Here is a 19,440-nt window from a genome sequence, read left to right as displayed (position 1 = left end):
ACCGCAATAAATGCTCAGAAATTACCGAGGGGTTTCGTTTGCCAGGGGTCAGCCTTTGCTATTTAATGCTTCCTCCTTTGGGACCAATTTGAGTGTGGTTAATTTTCACTAACCGGAGTTAACACAGGGATGCGATTAACGACGAAACTCTCAGCTTTCATCACCCTCCTGACCGGGCTTGCGATTATCGTAACGCTCTTGGGGTGTCTGTTGAGCTTCTATAACTCGGTCCATGACAAAACCCGGCAGCGTATCCTGACCGTCGCCACAATTATTGATAATCAACTGATATCCCGCTCTCCTCAGCAGCTCGCGGACCACTTTAGCGAACTCATGATGCCGGTTGATATTACGGAAATTCGCCTGCTGGCGGATAAAAGCTACCTTTTCCAGCACACTTTACCCGAAGGCTATCGCCCGACGGGCACGCAATACACCTACCGGACCCTCAATGTCGCCCTGATGAAGCACCCCGGGATGTCCCTGAATTTGACCTACCGTGACCCGATTTCCGTCTACTACCACGCGATGTTCACCACTACGCCATTAACTGCGGCGGTCGCTTTTATGCTGGTGGTCCTTTTCATTGCTGGTCGCTGGCTCAAGCGTCAGCTTTCCGGGCAGGAGCTTTTAGAAATAAGGGCTGGGAAAATTATTGCCGGAGAACGCGGTACCCAGGTTCGCGGTACCGTTCATGAGTGGCCGCCGCTGGTGAGCAGCGCGCTGGATACCTTACTTTCTGATTTGCAAAACGCCGGCGAGCAGCGCAGCCGCGTGGATACCCTGATCAGGGCTTTTGCCGCTCAGGACATTAAAACCGGGCTCAATAATCGCCTGTTCTTTGATAACCAGCTGGCAACGCTGCTGGAAGGCCAGGAGCAGGTCGGCACCCACGGCGTGGTGATGATTATTCGCCTGCCTGATTTCGAGTTATTAAAAGAGACGTGGGGTAACGGCCCGGTAGAAGAATATTTATTCACTTTGGTGAACCTGCTCTCGACCTTTGTGATGCGTTATCCCGGTGCCTTGCTGGCCCGCTATTTCCGCAGTGATTTTGCGGTTCTGCTGCCGCACCGTACCCTAAAAGAGGCGGACGGTATTGCCAGCCAGCTGCTGAATTCCGTCGATGCGCTGCCGCCAACCCGTATGGTCGACCGAAGCGATATGCTCCACATCGGCATTTGCGCCTGGCGGAGCGGGCAGACAAAAGAACAGGTGATGGAACATGCGGAAATCGCCACCCGCAATGCCGCTTTCCAGGGGGCAAATAGCTGGTCAGTCTACGACGACAAGCTGCCGGAGCAGGGGCGAGGCAACGTGAAGTGGCGTACCTTGCTTGAGCAAGTACTGAAGCAAGGCGGCCCGCGTTTTTACCAGAAACCAGCTGTCGATCGGGACGGCGCCGTTCTCCACCGCGAAATCATGTGCCGCATTTTTGACGGTGAGCAGGAGGTGCTGTCGGCCGAGTATATGCCGATGGTCAGGCAGTTCGGTTTGTCAGAGCAATATGACCGCCAGGTTGTGTCCCGGCTTTTACCGCTGCTGAACTTCTGGCCGGAAGAGACGCTCGCGATTCAAATCACCGTCGACTCGCTTATTCGTGCGCCATTCCAGCGCTGGCTGCGTGATTCTCTGATGCAGTGCGAAAAATCGAAACGCTCAAGGATTCTTTTTGAACTTGCTGAGGCAGATGTATGTCAACACATCAGCCGTTTACAACATGTTGTAAGGTTAGTCACCGCGTTAGGGGCAAGGGTCGTAATTATCCAGGCGGGGTTAACGGTGGTTAGCACAACCTATATTAAAGAGCTGGATGTAGAGTTGATTAAGCTGCATCCGGGTCTGGTCAGAAACATCGGCAAGCGTACTGAAAACCAACTGTTTGTGAAGAGTTTGGTTGAGGCCTGTAACGGTACGCGAACCCGTATTTTTGCGACGGGAGTGAGGACCCGCGGCGAATGGCAGACGCTGATTGATAACGGGGTGGCAGGGGCGCAAGGCGATTTTATCGCCGCATCTCAGCCGCTTGACAGTAATGTGAAAAAATATTCACAAAGATACTCGGTTTAACCTGCCGTTTGCCATTATTTCACGTAGAATAACGCGCGCTGCATCTCAAGGGGGCTAATCTGCCTGCCGGCCAGATTGTCGCAGCCGTTATGAACCGGTTTGCTGCTGTTAGCTGTTCGTTTATTCTACCGCGTTTGCTGCATTTCTGAACGCCATGTAGGTAGACGTTTCAAAAGTGTTACAGCCGTAGTGAACTGCACTATTTTTCACCGTTGCAGAACATTTTTGCGCCTTGTCGCTGTAGCGTGTGGTTGGTAAAGTAAGCGGATTTTGTATCCGCCCCAGCTTTCAGGATTATCCCTTAGTATGTTGAAAAAATTTCGTGGCATGTTTTCCAATGACCTGTCCATTGACCTGGGTACCGCGAATACCCTGATTTATGTGAAAGGACAAGGCATCGTACTGAATGAGCCCTCCGTCGTGGCCATTCGCCAGGACCGTGCCGGCTCCCCTAAGAGCGTTGCGGCCGTAGGCCATGATGCTAAACAGATGCTGGGCCGTACGCCGGGCAACATCGCGGCTATTCGTCCGATGAAAGACGGCGTTATCGCTGACTTCTTCGTGACCGAGAAAATGCTGCAGCACTTTATCAAACAAGTTCACAGCAACAGCTTCATGCGCCCAAGCCCGCGCGTGCTGGTGTGTGTGCCAGTTGGTGCTACTCAGGTTGAACGCCGTGCTATCCGTGAGTCCGCCCAGGGGGCCGGTGCACGTGAAGTGTTCCTGATCGAAGAGCCAATGGCTGCGGCAATCGGAGCCGGCCTGCCGGTGTCTGAAGCAACCGGCTCGATGGTTGTGGATATCGGCGGTGGTACCACTGAAGTTGCGGTTATCTCCCTGAACGGCGTAGTTTACTCCTCTTCCGTGCGTATCGGTGGTGACCGCTTCGATGAAGCTATCATCAACTACGTTCGTCGCAACTACGGCTCCCTGATTGGTGAAGCCACCGCTGAGCGTATCAAACACGAAATCGGTTCTGCCTACCCGGGCGATGAAGTGCGTGAGATCGAAGTTCGCGGCCGTAACCTGGCTGAAGGTGTGCCACGCGGCTTCACCCTGAACTCTAACGAAATCCTCGAAGCACTGCAGGAGCCGCTGACCGGTATTGTTAGCGCGGTGATGGTTGCGCTGGAGCAGTGCCCGCCAGAGCTGGCATCCGATATCTCCGAGCGCGGTATGGTTCTGACCGGCGGTGGCGCATTGCTGCGTAACCTCGATCGCCTGCTGATGGAAGAGACGGGTATCCCGGTAGTAGTTGCAGAAGATCCACTGACCTGTGTTGCCCGCGGCGGCGGCAAGGCACTGGAAATGATCGACATGCACGGCGGCGACTTGTTTAGCGAAGAGTAACAGCCACAGGCCAGGGGGAGCTTTCGCTGCCCCTGCTTGCTGGTTTGGGAATACGCATAGCCTATGAAGCCAATTTTTAGCCGTGGCCCGTCGCTACAGATTCGCCTTATTCTGGCGGTGCTGGTGGCGCTTGGTGTCATTATCGCCGACAGCCGCCTCGGTATGTTCAGTCAGATTCGAACATACATGGATACAGCCGTCAGTCCTTTCTATTTTGTCTCTAATGGTCCCCGTGAATTGCTCGACAGCGTGTCTCAAACGCTGGCCTCGCGCGACCAGCTTGAACTTGAAAATCGGGTTCTGCGTCAGGAGTTAATCCTGAAAAACAGTGAATTGCTGATGCTGGGTCAATACCGGCAGGAAAACGCGCGTCTGCGCGAGCTGCTGGGTTCTCCGCTGCGTCAGGATGAGCAAAAAATGGTGACTCAGGTCATCTCAACCGTTAATGACCCCTATAGCGACCAGGTGGTTATCGACAAAGGCAGCGTAAACGGTGTTTACGAAGGCCAGCCGGTTATCAGCGATAAAGGCGTTGTGGGGCAGGTTGTCGCGGTAGCGAAATTGACCAGTCGGGTACTGCTGATTTGTGATGCAACCCATGCTCTGCCGATTCAGGTGCTGCGTAACGATATCCGCGTGATTGCGGCAGGTAATGGCTGTACTGACGATCTTCAGCTGGAGCATCTGCCGGCCAATACCGATATTCGTGTAGGGGACGTGCTGGTGACCTCTGGTCTCGGCGGTCGTTTCCCCGAGGGATACCCGGTTGGCGTTGTATCATCGGTTAAGCTTGATACTCAGCGGGCCTATACCGTGATTCAGGCTCGTCCTACCGCCGGGCTGCAGCGTCTGCGCTACCTGCTGCTGCTGTGGGGGGCGGACAAAAACGGGTCGTCGCCAATGCCGCCTGAAGAAGTGCACCGCGTGGCAAATGAACGTCTGATGCAGATGATGCCTCAGGTTCTGCCGCCGCCGGGTTCAATGGGGCCTCCCGCGCCGGTCCCTGCGCCAGCAACCGGGATCACTCAGCCTGCTACGGGAGCACAGTAGTGGGAAGTCTACGTCACCAGGGCCGGTGGGTTATCTGGCTTTCATTTCTGATTGCTCTATTGTTGCAGGTGATGCCCTGGCCGGACGACCTGAAGTTTTACCGGCCAGATTGGGTATTACTGATTCTGCTTTACTGGATTTTAGCCCTGCCGCACCGCGTTAATGTTGGGACGGGTTTTATTGTGGGCGCCATACTGGATTTGATCAGTGGATCCACACTTGGCGTTCGCGCTCTATCATTAAGTGTTGTGGCTTACCTGGTGGCGCTGAAATACCAGCTTTTCCGTAATCTCGCCCTTTGGCAGCAGGCGCTGGTCGTCATGCTGCTCTCGCTAGTCACCGACATCATTGTTTTCTGGTCAGAATTTTTAGTGATCAATGTCTCTTTCAGACCGGAAGTGTTCTGGAGTAGTGTAGTTAACGGTATCCTGTGGCCCTGGATTTTCCTGTTAATGCGCAAAGTTCGCCAGCAATTCGCTGTGCAATAAAAGGTAAACATGACTACGTTGTATCTGGCATCCGGTTCGCCTCGCCGTCAGGAGCTTCTGACCCTGCTCGCCGTCAGGAGCTTCTGACCCTGCTCGGCGTCTCTTTCGAACGCCTGGTTCCGGGCATTGAAGAGCAGCGGCAGCCGCACGAAAGCGCCGAGCAGTATGTTCGACGTCTGGCGCGTGAAAAAGCCCAGGCTGGCGTAGCGCTGGCCGCCGAGGATTTGCCGGTGCTGGGGGCAGATACGATTGTTATCTTTAACGGTGAAGTGCTTGAAAAACCGCATGATACTGCGCATGCGGCTCAGATGCTGCGCCTGCTTTCAGGAAATCAGCATCAGGTGATGACGGCGGTGGCAATTGCCGACGCTGCGCAAGTACTGGAAGCGTTAGTGATTACCGATGTGACGTTTCGCAGCTTATCCGAACAGGATATTGCCGACTATATCGCCAGCGGTGAACCTATGGACAAAGCCGGTGCTTACGGCATTCAGGGGCTTGGCGGCTGTTTCGTTAAAAGGATTAATGGCAGTTATCATGCAGTGGTGGGATTACCACTGGTGGAAACTGGTGAGTTGCTGAGCAATTTTCACGCGCTGCGTGACGGACGAGGAAAAGATGACGGCTGAATTATTAGTCAACGTTACCCCATCAGAGACGCGGGTAGCCTATATTGACGGTGGCATACTGCAAGAGATCCATATTGAGCGCGAAGCGCGCCGCGGAATAGTAGGGAATATCTACAAAGGTCGCGTTAGCCGGGTGCTGCCTGGAATGCAGGCGGCATTTGTAGATATTGGCCTGGATAAGGCGGCTTTCCTTCATGCTTCTGACATCATGCCGCACACCGAGTGCGTAGCGGGTGAGGAGCAAAAGAACTTTAGCGTGCGAGATATCGCCGAGCTGGTTCGCCAGGGGCAAGATTTAATGGTGCAGGTGGTGAAAGATCCGCTGGGCACAAAAGGCGCACGCCTTACCACTGATATTACTCTTCCTTCGCGTTATCTCGTCTTTATGCCCGGCGCTTCTCACGTTGGTGTTTCCCAGCGTATTGAAAGCGAAGCAGAGCGCGACCGCCTGAAGCGCATCGTGAATGAATATTGCGATGAGCAGGGGGGGTTTATAATTCGCACCGCCGCTGAAGGCGTCTGCGAAGAAGATTTGTCTTCTGATGCCGCCTATCTTAAGCGTGTATGGACCAAGGTTAGCGAGCGCAAAAAGCGTAATCAAACCCGTTACCAGATGTACGGTGAGCTGGCGCTGGCGCAGCGCGTACTGCGTGATTTTGCCGACGCGGCGCTGGATCGTATTCGCGTTGATTCCCGCCTGACCTATGAAATGCTGCTGGAATTTACCGCCGAGTACATGCCGGAGATGACCAGCAAAATCGAGCATTACAGCGGCCGGCAGCCTATTTTCGATCTTTATGACGTTGAGAACGAAATCCAGCGTGCGCTGGAGCGCAAAGTGGAGCTGAAGTCCGGCGGTTATCTGGTCATCGACCAGACCGAAGCGATGACCACGGTGGACATTAACACCGGTGCGTTCGTTGGCCACCGCAATCTCGACGACACGATTTTCAACACCAATATCGAAGCCACTCAGGCCATCGCGCGTCAGCTTCGGTTACGTAATTTGGGCGGCATTATCATCATCGACTTTATCGATATGAGCAATGAAGACCACCGCCGTCGCGTGCTGCATTCTCTCGAGCAGGCGTTAAGTAAAGATCGCGTGAAGACCAGTATTAACGGCTTCTCCCAGCTTGGCCTGGTCGAGATGACCCGTAAGCGCACGCGCGAAAGCGTAGAGCATGTGCTCTGCAACGAATGCCCGACCTGCCACGGCCGCGGCACGGTAAAGACGGTCGAAACGGTCTGTTATGAAATTATGCGTGAAATCGTGCGCGTGCATCATGCTTACGATTCCGACCGTTTCCTGGTCTATGCTTCTCCTGCGGTAGGTGAAGCGTTGAAAAGCGAAGAGTCTCACGCGCTGGCTGAAGTAGAAATCTTTGTAGGTAAACAGGTTAAAGTCCAGATTGAGCCGCTCTACAATCAGGAGCAGTTCGACGTCGTTATGATGTAAATGTGCGGATGCGCATTTTGCCCGTAAGGCTGACAAGGAGAGAAAGGTGAGGCGACTGCCCGGCATTCTGCTGCTCACAGGCGTAACGCTGGTTGTTATCGTCGCGCTGCTGGTGAGTGGCCTGCGGCTCGTTTTGCCGCATCTGGATGCCTGGCGGCCTGCGCTGTTGGATAAGATTGAAGCCGCTACCGGCGTGCCGGTTGAAGTCAGTAATTTAAAGGCTAGCTGGGAGAACTTCGGCCCTACGCTTGACGTGCGCGATGTTAACGCCGGACTCAAAGACGGCGGCACGTTGAGCATTAAACGCGTCACGCTGGCGCTGGATGTCTGGCAAAGCCTGCTTCACGTGCGCTGGCAGTTTCGCGACCTGACCTTTTACCAGCTGCAGATGCGCACCAATACGCCACTCAGCCAGAACGGCGGTGATAGTACGCTCGAAGCGGATAAAATCAGCGATCTCTTCCTGCGCCAGTTCGATCACTTCGATCTCCGCGACAGCTCTCTTAGCTTTCTTACTCTCTCCGGCCAGCGCGCCGAACTTTCGATTCCTCAGCTAACCTGGCTTAATGGTAAAAATCGCCATCGCGCGGAAGGTCAGGTGAGCTTATCCAGCTTCAACGGCCAGCACGGCGTGGCCAACGTTCGCATGGACCTGCGGGATGAAAACGGCATTCTGAATAACGGCAAGGTCTGGCTGCAGGCTGACGATGTGGACGTGAAGCCCTGGCTGGGCCGTTGGATGGAAGACAATGTTGACCTGAAAAGCGCCCGTTTTAGCCTTGAAGCCTGGATGGACGTGAAAGAGGGCGATATCAGCGGCGGCAGCGTCTGGCTGAAAAAAGGCGGGGCGAGCTGGCCGGGAACCGACAGCGCTACGCATACGCTTTCGGTCGATAATCTTACCGCACAGGTTAGCCGTGGGAAGTCCAGCTGGCAGCTTTCTATCCCTTCCACCAATATTACTCTTGATGACCAGACCTGGCCAAAAGGCTCGCTCTCCATCGCCTGGGTAGCGCCGCAGGACGTTGGCGGAAAACAGAGCCAACGCAGCGATGAACTTCGCGTACGTGCCAGCAATATGGAACTGGCTCGCTTTAACGGCCTGTTGCCGATCGCCGCCAAAATCTCGCCTCAGTTTGGCGATATCTGGACGTCGCTTCAACCTCAGGGCCACATCGACGTGCTGGCGCTGGATATTCCGCTGCAGCAAACAGAGCTGACCCGCATGCAGGCGCGCTGGGATAACGTCAGCTGGAAGCAGTGGAAGCTGCTGCCTGGCGCAGAGCACTTCTCAGGCTCGGTGACCGGCAGCGTCTCAAACGGGCAACTTAACGCCGTAATGACCGACGCCAAAATGCCGTACGAAACCGTCTTCCGCGCGCCGCTTGAGATTGAGAAAGGCGCTGCAACGCTTGCCTGGCAGAAAAACGCCGAGGGCTTTCAGTTAGACGGCAAGAACATTGACGTAAAGGCCCGCTCCGTTTGGGCGCGCGGTGATTTTCGCTACTTCCAGCCAGCCAGCGGAGATCCGTGGCTGGGCATACTGGCGGGTATCAGCACCGACAACGGTGCCGATGCCTGGCGCTACTTCCCGGAAAACCTGATGGGCAAAGCGCTGACGGATTATCTGAGTTCGGCCATTCAGGGCGGCCAGGCCGACAACGCTACGCTGGTGTATGGCGGTAACCCGCATCTGTTCCCCTACGAGCATAACGAAGGCCAGTTTGAGGTTTATGTTCCACTGCGGAACGCCAAATTCGCCTTCCAGCCAGACTGGCCCGCGCTGGAAAACCTCGATATTACGCTCGATTTCATCAATAACGGGCTGTGGATGAACAGCAGCGCGGTCAAGCTGGGTGGGGTAACGGCCACTCACCTGACGGCCAACATTCCTGATTATGCCAAAGAAAAGCTGTTGATTGATGCCGATATTAACGGACCTGGCAGCGCGGTAGGCCCTTATTTCAAAGAGACTCCGCTGGAGGATTCACTTGCCGCCGCGCTGGATGAACTCCAGATTGGCGGTGATGTGAATGCTCGCTTACATCTCGACATCCCGTTGACGGGCGAAATGACGACGGCCAAAGGGGATGTTCGGCTGAACAACAACACGCTGCTTATCAAACCGCTGGACAGTACGCTGCATAACCTGAGCGGTAAATTCAGCTTTACCAATGGCGATCTGCAAAGTGAGGCGCTAAGCGCCAGATGGTTTAACCAGCCCGTGAACCTGAACTTCAATACGAAAACCGGTGACAAAGACTACCAGATTGGCGTTAACCTGAGCGGCGACTGGCAGCCCAATAAAACCGGCGTTCTGCCGAAGCCGGTCAACGAAGCGGTCAGCGGTAATGTAACGTGGAAAGGCGATGTCGGTATCACGCTGCCTTATCACGGCAGCGCCAGCTACAAAGTTAATCTGGCGGGTGACCTGAAGAATGTGAGCAGTCACTTACCTGCTCCTGTCGATAAAAAAGCCGGGACAGCTCTGCCGCTGAATATTGCCGTTAAGGGTGACCTGAAGAGCTTTAATCTCACCGGTAATGCGGGCGCGGTAAACCATTTTTCCAGCCGCTGGCTGCTGAATAAAAAGCTGACCCTCGACCGTGCGATTTGGGCGACCGACAGTAAAACCGTGCCTCCGCTTCCGGAGCAGCCTGGCGTTGAGCTGGATCTGCCCGCGATGGACGGCGCCCAGTGGCTGGCGCTCTTCAGCGAAGGGGCTGCAGACAGCGTAGGCGGTTCGGCGTCGTTCCCGTCGGCGGTTACTCTGCGCACGCCAGCATTAACCCTCGGTGGCCAGCAGTGGCATAACCTGAGCCTGGTTTCTCGCCCGGCGATCAACGGTACTCAGGTTGAGGCTCAGGGGCGTGAAATTAATGCGTCACTGAGCATGAAAAATAATGCACCGTGGCTGGCTACCATCAAATATCTCTACTTCAATCCGAACTGGAGCGTCGTTCCCGGTGTTGCGAAAGATACCGCCAGGCTTGAGGTACCGGAAAGCAGCGAGCCTATTAACTTCCGCAGCTGGCCAAACGTGCAGCTGCGCTGTGCGGAGTGCTGGCTGTGGGGACAGAAATATGGCCGTATTGACGGTGATGTGACGATTAATGGCGATACGCTGCAATTGGCTAACGGGCTGGTGGATACCGGCTTTGCCCGACTCACCGCAGACGGTGAGTGGGTGAACAAGCCGGGCACCGAGCGCACCTCGCTTAAGGGCAAGCTGAAGGGTGACAAGCTGGACGCTGCAGCCAACTTCTTTGGCGTGAAAACCCCACTGCAGGGCTCTTCTTTCGACGTTGATTACGACCTGCACTGGCGAGCGGAGCCGTGGAAGCCTGATGAGGCTTCACTAAACGGTATCCTGCACACCAAATTCGGCAAAGGGCAGATTACCGACGTTAGCACCGGTCATGCGGGGCAACTCCTGCGGCTGGTGAGTTTTGACGCCCTACTGCGTAAGCTGCGTTTCGATTTTAGCGACACCTTCGGCAGCGGCTTCTATTACGACTCGATTCGCAGTACCGCGTGGATAAAAGACGGTGTGTTGCATACCGACGACACGCTGGTCGATGGGCTGGAGGCGGATATTGCGATGAAAGGTTCGGTGGACTTAGTCCGCCGTGAGCTGAACATGGAAGCAGTGGTTGCGCCTGAAATCTCCGCCACCGTCGGGGTTGCCGCCGCCTTTGCCGTTAACCCTATAGTCGGTGCCGCCGTGTTTGCGGCCAGTAAAGTGCTTGGCCCGCTGTGGAGTAAAATTTCCGTCCTGCGCTACAGCATCACCGGCCCGGTCGACAAACCGCAAATTAATGAAGTGCTGCGCCAGCCACGTACCAGTGAAGCTCACTGATTTGACGTTAGCGGTGAATTGCCGCAAGCTCCATTAATAAACCATTCCTCGCCCAATGGGCGATAAGCAATAAGAGTAGCGAAACGATGAGTCTGAACCTGGTAAGTGAGCAGTTGCTGTCTGCGAATGGCTTAACCCATCAAGATCTGTTTTCCATCCTCGGCCAGCTGTCCGAGCGCCGCCTCGACTACGGCGATCTCTATTTCCAGTCCAGCTATCATGAATCCTGGGTGATGGAAGACCGCATCATTAAAGACGGTTCATGGAATATCGATCAGGGCGTTGGCGTTCGTGCGGTGAGCGGTGAGAAAACCGGGTTTGCCTATGCGGATCAAATTACCTTGCTGGCGCTGGAGCAAAGCGCTCATGCCGCTCGCAGTATTGTACGTGAACAGGGCGATGGGCGTGCCCGCACGCTGGGCAACGTTCCGCACAGCACGCTTTATACCAGCGCCGATCCGCTGCTCAGCATGACGCGTGAAGAGAAGCTCGACATCCTGAGACGCGTGGACAGCGTCGCGCGCGCAGCGGATGCTCGCGTTCAGGAAGTGAGCGCCAGCCTGACGGGCGTTTACGAGCTGATTCTGGTGGCGGCTACGGACGGAACGCTGGCGGCGGATGTTCGCCCTCTGGTTCGCCTGTCTGTTAGCGTTCAGGTTGAAGAAGACGGCAAGCGCGAGCGCGGCGCCAGCGGAGGCGGCGGTCGTTTTGGCTATGAGTATTTCCTGGAAAGCGTGAACGGTGAAGTTCGCGCTGATGCCTGGGCGAAAGAAGCTGTGCGTATGGCAATGGTTAACCTGTCGGCCGTTGCGGCTCCTGCCGGCATGCTGCCGGTGGTGCTGGGCGCAGGCTGGCCTGGCGTCCTGCTGCACGAAGCGGTCGGTCACGGCCTGGAAGGCGACTTTAACCGCCGTGGCACTTCGGTCTTTAGCGGCCAGATGGGCCAACTGGTGGCTTCAGAACTGTGTACCGTGGTGGATGACGGCACGATGCCTAATCGCCGTGGTTCCGTTTCCATTGATGACGAAGGCGTGCCGGGGCAGTACAACGTGCTGATCGAAAACGGTATCCTTAAAGGCTACATGCAGGACAAGCTGAACGCGCGTCTGATGGGCGTTGCGCCGACCGGTAACGGTCGCCGTGAATCCTACGCGCACCTGCCGATGCCGCGCATGACCAACACCTACATGCTGGCGGGCAAATCCACGCCGCAGGAGATTATCGAGTCTGTGGACTACGGTATCTTCGCACCAAACTTCGGCGGCGGCCAGGTCGATATCACCTCCGGCAAGTTTGTGTTCTCCACTTCGGAAGCTTACCTGATTGAAAAAGGGAAGGTCACGAAGGCGGTGAAAGGGGCGACGCTGATTGGTTCCGGTATTGAAACCATGCAGCAGATCTCCATGGTTGGTAACGACCTGGCGCTGGATAACGGCGTTGGCGTCTGCGGTAAAGAAGGGCAGAGCCTGCCGGTTGGCGTCGGCCAGCCAACCCTGAAGGTCGATAACCTGACCGTGGGCGGTACCGCTTAAGTTCATCTGGTAGCCGGGCTCTAACCCCGGCTGTTTTCATTTCTCGCCCGCACGCCCTGAAAAAGCTGCGTCACCCGCACGAAATAATCCGTCAGATAGTTAATGCACACCTCCACCTTCAGCGGCAGTTTGTCTTTCTCGGTATACAGTGCGTAAACCGGGCGTGGGTCGGACTGATAGCGAGGGAACAGGATCTCCAGCTCCCCGCTGTTGATCTCGTCGATCACCCACATCAGCGGCGCAAACCCTACTCCGGCACCGGCCTTAAGCCAGCGGCTTAACGTCATCGGATCGTTGGTGACAAAGCGACCATGCGGGATCACCTTGGTCGAAATCCCTTCCGGTGCGATGAGCTCAAACTCATTGTGCGGGCGTACGCTGTATTCAAGCCAGGAATGGTTAGCCAGATCGGCAGGTTTCTCCGGCGTACCGTGAATCTGAAGATAGTTTTTCGCGGCGCAGACCACCATCGGCATCGAGCCCAGCTTGCGTGAAAACAGGCTGGAATCCTGCAGAGCACCTACGCGAATCACCAGGTCCAGGCCGTCGGCAATCAGGTCGGGAAAGGGAATACCGGTAACCAGATTTACGGTCAGGCCCGGGTACTCTTTCAGCATCTCGGTCGTCATATCGGCGAGGACATTCTGTGCCATAGTTGAAGAGCTACCGATGCGCAGCGTCCCTATCGGCGTGTTGTTAAAGGCATAGAGCTGCTCGTGGACTTCCTGCGCTTCGTGAAGCATTTTGCGGCAGCCCTGATAATAAATTTTGCCCGCTTCGGTTAGCCCGATGCTGCGGGTGCTGCGGTTCAGCAGTTTTACCTGGAGCTCATCTTCCAGCTTCGACACGATCTGGCTGATGGAAGAGACGCTCATTTGTAGCTGCCTTGCGGCGGCGGTGTAGGAGCCCAGTTCGACCACTTTGGCAAACACCGACATACGTTTAAGTCGTTCCATTGTTCACTCTGAGTGAAAAGTGATTTAGATCACATATTATAGATAACAGGGTAACAGTTACGTTAATATATTATTATTAACATAATTCATACCGCACGCTCGCCCGCCTTTTCTGGCCTCTCCGTCGCGGTTTGTCGTCGAGTTATGTATCGCCTGCATTATCTTATCAAGGTTAAAATGAGTCTATTTCCGGTAATCGTGATATTCGGTCTTTCCTTTCCGCCGATATTCTTCGAGTTAATTCTGTCGCTCGCTGCGTTCTGGCTGGCGCGTCGGCTGCTGACCCCAACCGGCATCTATGATTTTGTCTGGCACCCTGCATTATTCAATACAGCGCTCTATTGCTGCCTTTTTTATCTGATTTCGCGTTTGTTCGTTTGAGGTTGATGTGAAAATACTAACAAGAAACATTACCCGTACCGCTATCACGCTTTTGCTGGTGCTACTGGCCTTCATCGCTATCTTCCGTGCATGGGTGTTTTATACGGAATCTCCGTGGACGCGTGACGCGCGTTTTACCGCTGACGTCGTGGCGATAGCCCCGGATGTTTCCGGGCTTATCACCACCGTTGACGTTCATGACAACCAGCTGGTGAAAAAAGACCAGGTGCTATTTACCATCGACCAGCCGCGCTACCAAAAAGCGCTCGAACAGGCCGAAGCCGATGTGGCCTATTATCAGGCGCTGGCATCAGAGAAACGCCGTGAAGCCGGCAGGCGTAATACGCTTGGTATTCAGGCGATGTCGCGCGAAGAGATTGACCAGTCGAACAACCTGCTGCAAACCGTGTTGCACCAGCTGGATAAAGCGCAGGCGACGCGTGACCTGGCCAAACTCGATCTGCAGCGCACGGTTATTCGTGCCCCGGCTGACGGCTGGGTGACTAACCTTAACGTGCATATCGGCGAGTTTATTAATCGTGGCGCGACGTCCGTGGCGCTGGTGAAACAGAATTCATTCTACATCCTTGCCTACATGGAAGAGACCAAGCTTGAGGGGATTCGCCCGGGCTATCGCGTGCAGATTACTCCGCTTGGCAGCAACCGCGTGCTGCGCGGCAGCGTTGACAGCATTTCTGCCGGGGTGACTAACGCCAGCAGTACCAGCGATGCAAAAGGCATGGCGACGGTTGATTCTAACCTCGAGTGGGTTCGTCTTGCTCAGCGCGTGCCGGTTAGAATTCGCCTCGATGAACAGATGGGGAATTTGTATCCTGCCGGGACTACCGCGACCGTTGTAGTCACCGGTGAAAAAGACCGTAAAGCGGAAAATGACTCGGCGTTTATCAAGCTGATGCATCGCCTGCGCGAGTTCGGTTGAGCGGGCCGCTATGTATAACATCTCCAGGCTACACGTTCGTTTTGCGATAAAGCTTGCCTTCGCCATTGTGCTGGCGGTTTTTGTCGGTTTTCACTTCGAGCTGGAAACGCCGCGCTGGGCGGTACTCACTGCCGCCATTGTTGCCGCCGGGCCCGCTTTTGCCGCCGGTGGTGAGCCTTATTCCGGCGCGATTCGCTACCGCGGAATGCTGCGTATTATCGGCACTTTTATCGGCTGTGCTGCCGCACTGGTTATCATCATTACCCTGATTCGAGCGCCGATGGTCATGCTGCTGGTATGCTGTATCTGGGCCGGATTCTGTACCTGGATCTCTTCCCTTGTTCGCGTTGAAAACTCTTACGCCTGGGGGCTCGCTGGCTACACCGCGCTGATTATCGTGGTCACTATCCAGGTGGCTCCGCTGACCACGCCACAGTTTGCCGTTGAGCGCTGCAGCGAAATCGTCATCGGTATTGTCTGTGCCATCGTCGCTGACCTGCTGTTTTCGCCTCGCTCCATCAAGCAAGAGATAGATCGGGAGCTGGATAACCTGCTGGTGGATCAGTACCGCCTGATGCAGCTTTGCATCGCCCACGGTGACAAAGAAGAGGTGGATAAGGCCTGGAGCGGGCTGGTGCGTAAAGTGACCGCGCTCAACGGCATGCGCGCTAACTTGAATATGGAATCTGCCCGCTGGTCGAAGGCCAACCGCCGCCTGAAGGCGATTAACACACTTTCGCTGACGCTGATCACTCAGGCCTGTGAAACCTTCCTCATTCAGAACACCCGGCCGGAATACGTCACCCCTGAATTTCGTCAGCTATTTGCAATCGAAGTGCAAACCGCGGACGACGTATATAAGCGTATGAAGGTGCTGCGTCGGGCGATTTCCGTGATGGGGGAGAAGGCGACGCCGATTACCATTGGCTCCTGGGTTTCTGCCTCAACCCGCTATCTGCTGTTGAAACGCGGATTTATCTGTAACAGTCGCGTTAGCGCCGTCGAGGAAGAGGTGTTGAATGGCGAAGCGGTGGTTAAGGTGGAGTCCGCCGAAGGCCACCACGCGATGATTAACTTCTGGCGTACCACGATTTCCTGCGTGCTGGGCAGTCTGTTTTGGTTATGGACAGGCTGGACGTCCGGGAGCGGCGCCATGGTGATGATTGCAGTGGTCACCGCGCTGGCGATGCGTCTGCCTAACCCACGCATGGTTTCACTCGACTTCCTTTATGGCATGCTGGTAGCGCTGCCGCTGGGGGCGTTTTACTTTCTCGTTATTCTACCGTCGACCCAGCAAAGTATGTTGCTGCTGTGCGTAAGCCTTGCCCTGCTGGGCTTCTTTATGGGTATCGAGGTGCAAAAGCGGCGGCTGGGTTCCATGGGGGCGCTGGCCGGGACCATTAACATTATTGTGCTGGACAACCCGATGACCTTCCATTTCAGCAGCTTCCTGGACAGCGCGCTGGGGCAGATAGTCGGCTGCTTCCTGGCAATGATGGTTATCCTGCTGATCCGCGATAACTCCAAAGAGCGGACCGGCCGTACGCTGCTGAATCAGTTTGTGTCTGCTGCTGTTTCTGCGTTGACCACCAATAACGCTCGCCGCAAAGAGAACCACCTGCCGGCGCTCTATCAACAGCTCTTCTTACTGCTGAATATGTTCCCCGGCGACATCGATCGTTACCGTCTTGCCCTGACGCTAATTATCGCTCACCAGCGTCTGCGGGATGCGCCGATACCGGTCAATGACGATCTCTCAGCCTTCCACAGGCAGCTGCGTAAAACGGCAGATAAAGTGATCTCAGCGAACAGCGATGATACCCGTGAACGCTATTACCAGAGGCTTTTAGGCGAGCTGGAGATCTATCAGGAGAAACTCCGTTTGTGGGAAGCGCCGCTGCAGGTGACGGAGCCGGTGAAACGCCTCGCGGATATTTTGCACCGCTACCGGCACACGCTAATTAACGCCTGAGCCCAACCCTTGCACTGAGAGCCGACGCCTGCGTCGGCTTGAGACAGCTGACAAAGTTCATTGACCTTAAAAGACCTAAACTTCGGTCTAATAAAAACAAAGAATTATGTTCTCTGGTTTGCTCCAAACACCCGAAAACCACGTTTTTCGGGTGTTTGTCATCAATTTAGAGCCGACGCCTGCGTCGGCTTTTTTCTATCTATACTTAACAGCGGTCAATGGGATGAACACTTATGAACAGGAGAAATTATGACGAATCAGATCCTCCCGCAAAGTGAACTCTTCAAAACCGGTTGCCTGATCGGTGGTAAGTGGCACACGCTTGATGAAACCTTTGATGTGCTGAATCCTGCCACGGGAGAAGGGGTGGCTAAAGTCGCAAAGGCGGGTAAGAAAGAAACCGAGGCCGCGATTGATGCCGCGAGCAAAGCCTTTCCCGGCTGGCGTGCAACGACCGCGAAACAGCGCTCTGAAATCCTCTACCGTTGGTTTGAGCTGATACTGGCCAACAAAAGCTGGCTCGCCCGGCTGATGACCCTTGAGCAGGGGAAACCGCTCAAAGAGGCCGAAGGTGAAGTGGATTATGCCGCGAGCTTCATTCAGTGGTTTGCCGAGCAGGCAAAACGCGCGAACGGGGAGATCATTCCTCCGGCCAAGCCCGGCTCTCGCATTTTGGCCACGCGTGAACCGATTGGCGTCGTCGCCGCGATCACGCCGTGGAATTTCCCGATGGCCATGCTGACCCGCAAGCTGGGACCGGCTTTGGCCGCTGGGTGTACCGGAGTGATAAAACCCGCGAATAATACGCCGCTTTCTGCATTTGCGCTGCTGGAGCTGGCAAAGCAGGCCGGTGTGCCGGACGGCGTACTTAACGCCGTGGCCGGTAACACGCAGGAAATCAGCGATGCCATTATGGCAAGCCAGCAGGTCCGTAAGATCTCCTTCACTGGTTCGACCGCAGTAGGGAAGACGCTGATGCGTAACGCCGCGGAAACAATGAAGAAGGTGTCGATGGAGCTGGGCGGAAATGCGCCTTATATCGTGTTTGATGATGCCGATATCGATGCTGCGGTGAAAGGGGCAATTGCTAACAAGTTCCGCAATGCGGGCCAGGTGTGCGTTAGCGTTAACCGCTTCTTTATTCAACAGGGTGTATACGACAGCTTCGTGAATAAACTTGCCGAAGAGGTTAAGAAACTGAAGGTCGGAAACGGCCTTGAGGAAGGCGTTGTCGTCGGCCCTCTGATTGAAAAATCGGCCGTTGATAAGGTGCGTGAACATGTGGATGATGCGCTGGCAAAAGGCGGTAAAGCGCTGGTTGGCGGCAAGCCTCATCAGCTTGGCGGCAACTTTTGGCAGCCTACGGTTATCATTGATGCTAACGACGATATGAAGCTTGCGAAGGAAGAGACGTTTGGCCCGCTTGCTGCCTGCTTTAGCTTTAAAACTGAGGAGGAGGTTATCGAGCGTGCGAACAATACGCCATTCGGGCTCGCGGCCTATTTCTATACCCAGAATCTACAGAGAGTTTTCCGGGTCTCACAGGCCCTGGAAAGCGGCATGGTTGGGATCAATGAATGTGCTGTCTCAACGGAGCTGGGGCCGTTTGGTGGTGTAAAAGAATCGGGGTTAGGGCGTGAAGGTTCCGTATTGGGGCTGGAAGAATTCCTGGAAGTCAAAACGTTACATATCGGCGGGCTTTAGCGCTTCTGTTTGCTTCAAAGGGTAGGACGGCAGCGATGAAAAAATTTACTTTCGATTTTAGCCACATCGACGACAACCCTGCTTTTTATCGCCAGTTTGCGGAACAGTTCTCTTTGCGTAAAGAGCAGGTGCACGACCTGGATAGCCTGTGGGAAGTGGTCACGGCGTCGATGCTGCCGTTGCCCGTGGAGATCGCGTTCACGCACCTGCCCGATAGCAAACGGCGCAGATTTGGGGCACTCATCCTGCTGTTCGACGAGGCCGAAGAGGAGCTGGAAGGTCAGCTTCGATTTAACATTCACGGCTAGCGGCATAAAAAAGCCCCCGGCGAGCGGGGGCAAAGTCGTAGGACAAGTACGACGAGGGTTTATTTGTACAGCTCTGCAGTTGCGTGCCAGCTATCACCTGAACGCGCTTCCGTAATACGGTATGCAGAGGCACCTTGTTCAGTGGCTTTCTGAGCTAATTCTTGACGCATATCCATTGGCGCGCTGCCAACCTGGCTCACTGAAATGGAGCCCATGGATTGCAGACCCTGAGCTTGTTCGCTGTTGATCTGGTGAGCGGCGGCGTTAGCACCTAAAGAGATAACGGACAGCAGGCTCAGTGCGGCGATAGTTAATTTGGTTTTCATAGTCTTTACTCCTGAAGGTTTAACGTAGCGGCCGGAAGGGCTTAAAAGCGATTTTTCTACTTAGGGCCGCCGAAGGTTTAACGTTTCTGATGGTATCTATTCAACTGGCTTATGGCTAAAGGCTGTTATTTGTACAGCTCAGCCGTTGCGTGCCAGTGTCCACCGGTACGGGCTTCGATAACGCGGTAAGCAGAAGCGCCGTTTTGTTCAGCTTTCTGGTTCAGCATTTCGTGCATATCCATTGGAGAACTGCCGATGTCATCGACCGAAACGGTCCCCAGTGACTGGCGGTCTTGCGCCTGCTGAGCGTTGATAGAGTCAGCGGCGAAAACGCCGAATGACAGAGCGGAGAGCAGGCTTGCGGTAACTAAAGTTGCTTTCATGTTCATGATTTCTTTCCTCGTCGTATTCTTTTG

The 19,440-nt window shown here is 55.0% G+C and carries 14 protein-coding genes and 2 pseudogenes; 13 read left to right on the top strand and 3 right to left on the bottom strand.

Going from position 1 to position 19,440, the window contains the following annotated elements:
- Nucleotides 1-129: 129 nt before the first annotated feature.
- The 8 genes and pseudogenes from csrD to tldD all read left to right on the top strand — a co-directional run bounded on the left by csrD (nucleotide 130) and on the right by tldD (nucleotide 12,437).
- Complete coding sequence (gene csrD / locus VGM55_RS03510) at nucleotides 130-2,070, top strand: RNase E specificity factor CsrD (protein WP_331634590.1); 1,941 nt, start codon at nucleotides 130-132, stop codon at nucleotides 2,068-2,070.
- A 306-nt stretch (nucleotides 2,071-2,376) separates the two neighbouring features.
- The gene (mreB, locus tag VGM55_RS03505) at nucleotides 2,377-3,420 is read left to right on the top strand and encodes a rod shape-determining protein MreB (protein WP_000913396.1); all 1,044 of its coding nucleotides are present in this window, start codon (nucleotides 2,377-2,379) and stop codon (nucleotides 3,418-3,420) included.
- Between the two features lie 63 nt (nucleotides 3,421-3,483).
- Nucleotides 3,484-4,501: pseudogene (gene mreC, locus VGM55_RS03500) on the top strand (rod shape-determining protein MreC); the annotation flags it as partial.
- A complete protein-coding gene (mreD, locus tag VGM55_RS03495) occupies nucleotides 4,470-4,958 on the top strand; it encodes a rod shape-determining protein MreD (RefSeq protein WP_331634589.1) in 489 nt (162 codons plus the stop codon). The pseudogene mreC and the gene mreD, both read left to right, overlap by 32 nt.
- A 9-nt stretch (nucleotides 4,959-4,967) precedes the next feature.
- Nucleotides 4,968-5,587: pseudogene (locus VGM55_RS03490) on the top strand (Maf family protein).
- On the top strand, nucleotides 5,577-7,046 hold the full coding sequence (gene rng, locus VGM55_RS03485) for a ribonuclease G (RefSeq protein WP_154188350.1): 1,470 nt from the start codon (nucleotides 5,577-5,579) through the stop codon (nucleotides 7,044-7,046). Before VGM55_RS03490 ends, rng begins: the two are co-directional and overlap by 11 nt.
- Nucleotides 7,047-7,092: 46 nt before the next feature.
- Nucleotides 7,093-10,905 carry an AsmA2 domain-containing protein YhdP gene (gene yhdP / locus VGM55_RS03480; protein ID WP_331634588.1) on the top strand — a complete coding sequence of 1,271 codons (3,813 nt, stop codon included), beginning with the start codon at nucleotides 7,093-7,095 and terminating at the stop codon, nucleotides 10,903-10,905.
- An 86-nt stretch (nucleotides 10,906-10,991) separates the two neighbouring features.
- Entirely contained in the window at nucleotides 10,992-12,437 is a 1,446-nt protein-coding gene (gene tldD, locus VGM55_RS03475; protein ID WP_331634587.1) for a metalloprotease TldD, read from the top strand.
- 20 nt (nucleotides 12,438-12,457) lie between these two features.
- Here tldD and aaeR read toward each other — a convergent pair whose 3' ends face one another.
- Complete coding sequence (gene aaeR / locus VGM55_RS03470; RefSeq protein WP_154188352.1) at nucleotides 12,458-13,393, bottom strand: HTH-type transcriptional activator AaeR; 936 nt, start codon at nucleotides 13,391-13,393, stop codon at nucleotides 12,458-12,460.
- A gap of 177 nt (nucleotides 13,394-13,570) precedes the next feature.
- On the opposite strand from aaeR, the gene aaeX reads away from it, so the two are divergent.
- The 5 genes from aaeX to VGM55_RS03445 all read left to right on the top strand — a co-directional run bounded on the left by aaeX (nucleotide 13,571) and on the right by VGM55_RS03445 (nucleotide 18,698).
- Nucleotides 13,571-13,774, top strand: a complete 204-nt coding sequence (aaeX, locus tag VGM55_RS03465; protein ID WP_008454892.1) for a p-hydroxybenzoic acid efflux pump operon protein AaeX — start codon at nucleotides 13,571-13,573, stop codon at nucleotides 13,772-13,774.
- A 7-nt stretch (nucleotides 13,775-13,781) separates the two neighbouring features.
- Nucleotides 13,782-14,714: a p-hydroxybenzoic acid efflux pump subunit AaeA gene (aaeA, locus tag VGM55_RS03460; protein ID WP_331634586.1), complete on the top strand. Its 933-nt coding sequence runs from the start codon at nucleotides 13,782-13,784 to the stop codon at nucleotides 14,712-14,714.
- Between the two features lie 10 nt (nucleotides 14,715-14,724).
- A complete protein-coding gene (aaeB, locus tag VGM55_RS03455; RefSeq protein ID WP_331634585.1) occupies nucleotides 14,725-16,686 on the top strand; it encodes a p-hydroxybenzoic acid efflux pump subunit AaeB in 1,962 nt (653 codons plus the stop codon).
- Nucleotides 16,687-16,935: 249 nt separating this feature from the next.
- Complete coding sequence (locus tag VGM55_RS03450) at nucleotides 16,936-18,390, top strand: NAD-dependent succinate-semialdehyde dehydrogenase (protein ID WP_154188354.1); 1,455 nt, start codon at nucleotides 16,936-16,938, stop codon at nucleotides 18,388-18,390.
- Between the two features lie 35 nt (nucleotides 18,391-18,425).
- The gene (locus VGM55_RS03445; RefSeq protein WP_331634584.1) at nucleotides 18,426-18,698 is read left to right on the top strand and encodes a barstar family protein; all 273 of its coding nucleotides are present in this window, start codon (nucleotides 18,426-18,428) and stop codon (nucleotides 18,696-18,698) included.
- Between the two features lie 59 nt (nucleotides 18,699-18,757).
- Here the strand turns inward: VGM55_RS03445 and yhcN (VGM55_RS03440) are convergent, their stop codons facing one another.
- Together yhcN (VGM55_RS03440) and yhcN (VGM55_RS03435) are read right to left on the bottom strand one after the other, a co-directional pair.
- Nucleotides 18,758-19,024: a peroxide/acid stress response protein YhcN gene (gene yhcN / locus VGM55_RS03440; protein WP_154188355.1), complete on the bottom strand. Its 267-nt coding sequence runs from the start codon at nucleotides 19,022-19,024 to the stop codon at nucleotides 18,758-18,760.
- Nucleotides 19,025-19,149: 125 nt separating this feature from the next.
- A complete protein-coding gene (gene yhcN, locus VGM55_RS03435) occupies nucleotides 19,150-19,413 on the bottom strand; it encodes a peroxide/acid stress response protein YhcN (RefSeq protein WP_038478367.1) in 264 nt (87 codons plus the stop codon).
- Between the last annotated feature and the right edge of the window lie 27 nt (nucleotides 19,414-19,440).

This window comes from Cedecea sp. (assembly GCF_036500665.1).
GTDB lineage: Bacteria > Pseudomonadota > Gammaproteobacteria > Enterobacterales > Enterobacteriaceae > Cedecea.
This window is presented reverse-complemented; position numbering and strand designations above follow the sequence as displayed.